This window comes from Deltaproteobacteria bacterium (genome assembly GCA_013151915.1).
Lineage (GTDB): Bacteria > BMS3Abin14 > BMS3Abin14 > BMS3Abin14 > BMS3Abin14 > BMS3ABIN14.
Genome location: JAADHJ010000013.1, coordinates 1 through 4,602 on the forward strand (window position 1 = coordinate 1; position 4,602 = coordinate 4,602).

The following is a 4,602-nucleotide window of genomic DNA, read 5'->3' on the forward strand; positions in this document are numbered from 1 at the left end:
TGACTTGACCCCTCCGCATTACCCGTGTAAAACTGTCTCCTTCGAAAAGGCCGACTTGCATAGGGTCGTAAATGGACTTTTTACGAAGTCATCAAACTTCCACCGGACACATACCAAAAAGAACAAGGAGACAGGTCACCATGAGCATTTCCCCCCTTCAGGTAAAAAGAGCACTGGTCAGCGTATACGACAAGACAGGAGTGGTCCCCTTCTGTCGTTCCATGGCCGATCAGGGTATCGAGATCGTATCCTCCGGAGGAACCGCACGGACCCTGAAGGATGCCGGCATCCCTGTTATTCCTGTGAGCGATGTTACGAATTTTCCGGAGATTCTGGACGGCCGTGTCAAAACCCTGAACCCGAGGATCCATGGCGGTATCCTGGCCAGGAAGGATCTTCCAAAACACATGGACCAGCTGGCCGAGCACGGCATCGGAGCCTTCGATCTCGTTGCCGTCAACCTTTACCCCTTCGTCAGAACCATCGAAAAACCGGGAACAACCCTCGATGAAGCCCTGGAGATGATCGACATCGGCGGACCCGCCATGGTCCGGGCAGCGGCCAAGAACTTCCCCTCCGTGGCGGTGGTGGTCAATCCGGAGCACTACGAAGCTGTACTGGATGAGATCACGGGAGAGGTGGGGATCTCCTTCGCCACACGCATGGCCCTGGCAAGAGAGGCCTTTTCCCACACGTGTCTATACGATTCCGCCGTATCGCGCTTTCTTTCAGGGTTGGACGAGGACGGGAAAACCATGGACAGCCCGGGGCTTCCGGATACCCTTGTCCTGGGCGGTTCCAAGGTCCAGGACCTGCGCTACGGTGAAAACCCCCATCAACAGGCGGCGTTCTATTCCGGACCGTCCTCCAGTGAGCCGCTCCTGGTCAACGCCAGGCAGCTCTGGGGCAAGGAGCTTTCCTACAACAACATTGTAGACACGGATGCTACCATCCAGTTGGTCATGGAATTCCAGAAACCTGCGTGCGCCATCATCAAGCATACCAATCCCTGCGGCATCGCTGTCGCGGAAAATATCAGGGAAGCCTATCTGAACGCCATGAAGACCGATCCCGTTTCGGCCTTTGGAGGGATTGTCGGGTTCAATCGAGAGGTTGACGTCGATACCGCCAGGGAGGTCATCGACGGATTCAAAGAAGTAGTAATTGCGCCAGGATTTACAGCGGACGCCCTGGATGTTCTCAAATCAAAAAAGAACCTCCGGGTCCTGGAGCTTCCGGGATTGGACAGGCCTGTTTTCGATGCCTCAATCCCCTTCATTCGCAGCGCCGGAGGAGGATTCCTGGTCCAGAACAGGGATCTTGTCACCATGGACGAGAACAACCTTAAGGTCGTAACCGGGAGAAAACCCACTGGCGAGGAGATGGCATCCCTGCGTTTCGCGTGGATTGTCGCCAAGCACGTTAAATCCAACGCTATCGTGTACGCTACCGACGGGCAGTTGGTGGCGGCGGGGGCGGGCCAGATGAGCCGGGTGGATTCGGCCAGGATCGGGGTAATGAAGGCCAACCTTCCCATCGAGGGGTCCGTTCTGGCTTCGGATGCTTTTTTCCCCTTCAGGGACGGGATAGATGCGGCCGCAGAAGCGGGCGTGACGGCGATTATTCAACCGGGCGGATCGGTGAGGGATGAGGAGGTCATCAAGGCCGCCGATGAACGCGGCCTGGCCATGGTATTCACGGGTATCCGGCACTTCCGGCACTGAGGGAACCGTGTGGGAGTAAGGGGACCGTAGTCCGTAGTCCAGAGTCCAGAGCCTGCCCTGAGCCTGTCGAAGGGTCCAGAGTCCAGAGGTAAAAAAGGGCGCGGGGGCGTAAGCGCCTTGAGATATCGTGGTATCGGTCTGTATGTAATAGACATTCCGGGAGGTGAGAATGAAGGTTTTAGTAGTTGGCGGTGGGGGAAGAGAACACAGCCTTGTGTGGAAACTCAACCAGTCGTCCCGGGTGACCGGGGTGTACTGCGCTCCGGGCAATGCCGGGATCGCCAGGGAAGCGACGACGGTCCCCATCGCCGTCGACGACATCCCCTCCCTCATCGAATTTGCCGGGAAGGAGGGGATCGGCCTGACCTGCGTCGGTCCGGAACTTCCTCTCACGCTGGGAATAGTGGACGCATTTGAAAGTGAGGGGTTGAGGATTTTCGGGGCCAGCCGTGGGGCGGCCGAGATCGAGGGCAGCAAGGTCTTTACCAAGGACCTCCTGGCAAAGTACAACATCCCGTCGGGAACCTATGAGGTCTTCGGCGAGGCGGATTCCGCACTGGATTACCTGAAGAAGGTCGATGCTCCAATCGTCGTCAAGGCGGATGGTCTGGCCGCCGGAAAGGGCGCCATCGTCTGTATGACCATCGAGGAGGCCGAGGAGGCCGTCCGGATCATTATGGAGGAACGCAGGTTCGGTGACGCCGGAGACAGGATTGTCATCGAGGAATTCCTCACCGGTGAGGAGGCATCCTTTCTGGCGTTTTCGGACGGAAAAACCGTTCTCCCCATGGCAACATCCCAGGATCATAAACCGATTTTCGACGGGGATAAAGGGCCCAACACAGGCGGCATGGGAGCCTACTCGCCGGCGCCCGTGGTGACCCCCGGGCTCTTTGACCGGATCATGGAGGAGATCATGATCCCCACCGTTCAGGCCATGGCAGCGGAAGGAAGGCCCTATAAGGGTGTGCTCTACGCCGGTCTTATGATCCAGAACGGCATGGCCAAGGTCCTGGAGTTTAACGCCCGTTTCGGCGATCCCGAGGCCCAGCCCCTGTTCATGCGTATGGACGGTGATCTGGTTGACGTCATGGAGGCCGTTATCGACGAGCGCCTTGATTCGGTCACGCTGGACTGGCACGACGACGCCTCCATCTGTGTTGTCATGGCCTCGGGCGGCTATCCCGGATCCTACGAGAAAGGTAAGTCCATAAGCGGCCTGGAAAAAGCGGAGGCCATGGAGGATGTCAAGGTTTTTCACGCCGGTACGGCGGAGAAGGACGGCCGAATAGTCACCTCCGGAGGCAGGGTCCTTGGGGTCACCGCCAGGGGCATGGACATCCGACACGCTATCGAGAGAGCCTACCGCGCCTGCGAGGTTATTACCTGGGAAGGCGCCCAGTATCGGCGGGACATAGGGGCCAAAGCGATGAAGTACCTGGATAAATAAGTCCAGTGTCCAAAGGCTAGTCCAGAGTCCAGAGTCCAGGGTCCAAAGGCTAGTCCAGAGTCCAGAGTCCAGAGGCTAGAGTTCAGAATGGAGAACGGTTCATGGAAAAGTTCGACGTACTCATATTGATGGGCAGCAATTCAGATCGTGAAATGATGACTGAGGCAGCCCTGATCCTGACGGAGTTCGGGGTTGCCCACAGGGTTGAAACCGCCTCGGCGCACCGATCGCCGGAACGGGTCCGCCGTCTGGTAAAAGAGGCCGACAGGACAGGATGCTCGGTTTTCATCGCCGGGGCCGGCAAAGCGGCCCACCTGGCAGGGGTGGTTGCCTCCCATACCACCAGGCCGGTCATCGGTGTGCCCCTTCCATCCTCACCGCTGCAGGGGATGGACTCTCTCCTGTCCACGGTCCAGATGCCCTGCGGCATCCCCGTGGCCACCATGGCCCTGGGGAAAACCGGGGCGCAGAACGCCGCCCTCCTGGCTGTTTCCATCCTGGCCCTGTCTAATGACGGCCTTTCACAAAAACTTGCCAAAAAACGCTCCGACATGGCCGAAACCTTTGAGGAATAGCCTCCCGGAAGCGTTCCATATTCTCCGGAGGGGAGGGCTCGCCGTCATCCCCACCGAAACGTTCTACTGTGTCGCCTGTGACGCGCTTCACGCCGAAGCGGTGCGCCGCCTTGTTCTCCTGAAGGGACGCGGGAAGGGAAAACCTGTTCCGCTGATTGCCGGCAGCATGGAAATAGTCCGGGGTCTGACCTCACCTCTCTTCCTTGAACGATGCCTGAAGGCCGGGCTTGATCCCGGATTATTGGCCGAAAGGTTCTGGCCTGGACCTCTGACGCTCGTTCTGCCCTCCATTCCAGGCCTGCCGCCGGAGATAACAGCGGGGACAGGGACAATAGGAATCAGGGTCCCCGGCCCCTCCCTGGCCCTGAACCTCGCCCGGGAATATGGCGGCCCGCTCACCGCCACCAGTGCCAACCTCTCCGGAAAAGCCCCGCCACGTTCCGCGGGCGGGATCGACCGGAAAATCCTTGAGGGGGCGGACCTGGTCGTGGATGGGGGAGTCACGCCGGGGGAAAAATCGTCCACTGTTCTCGACGTTACAACCTATCCACCCCGCATCATCCGTCCGGGAGCTCTGTATCAGGAGGTCAGGGAATTTCTGAATGGGATAAAGCAGTCCAGAGTCCAGAGTCCAGAGTCCAGAGATTGAAATTCAGTCCAGAGCCTGCCCTGAGCCTGTCGAAGGGTCCAGAGTCCAGAGAGAAAGATCAGACGTGGTGACGCTGAGGCGGTTCTTGGAACATGGAACGTGGAACCCGAAACCGAATCAAAGGCATACAGATGTACAAAGGGCGGGGAAATCCCCGCCCTTTGTCACTTCATGCGATATTTGTTACTGGAAACGATAGGTAAG

4 protein-coding genes are annotated in these 4,602 nt (G+C 58.4%); all 4 read left to right on the forward strand.

Going from position 1 to position 4,602, the window contains the following annotated elements; all coding sequences use genetic code 11:
* Positions 1-140: 140 nt before the first annotated feature.
* The 4 genes from purH to GXP52_03330 all read left to right on the forward strand — a co-directional run bounded on the left by purH (position 141) and on the right by GXP52_03330 (position 4,398).
* Complete coding sequence (gene purH / locus GXP52_03315) at positions 141-1,724, forward strand: bifunctional phosphoribosylaminoimidazolecarboxamide formyltransferase/IMP cyclohydrolase (GenBank protein NOY86315.1); 1,584 nt, start codon at positions 141-143, stop codon at positions 1,722-1,724.
* Positions 1,725-1,893: 169 nt separating this feature from the next.
* Complete coding sequence (purD, locus tag GXP52_03320; protein NOY86316.1) at positions 1,894-3,174, forward strand: phosphoribosylamine--glycine ligase; 1,281 nt, start codon at positions 1,894-1,896, stop codon at positions 3,172-3,174.
* 101 nt (positions 3,175-3,275) lie between these two features.
* Positions 3,276-3,749: a 5-(carboxyamino)imidazole ribonucleotide mutase gene (purE, locus tag GXP52_03325; protein ID NOY86317.1), complete on the forward strand. Its 474-nt coding sequence runs from the start codon at positions 3,276-3,278 to the stop codon at positions 3,747-3,749.
* Positions 3,685-4,398: a threonylcarbamoyl-AMP synthase gene (locus GXP52_03330; GenBank protein ID NOY86318.1), complete on the forward strand. Its 714-nt coding sequence runs from the start codon at positions 3,685-3,687 to the stop codon at positions 4,396-4,398. Before purE ends, GXP52_03330 begins: the two co-directional genes overlap by 65 nt.
* Positions 4,399-4,602 lie beyond the last annotated feature (204 nt).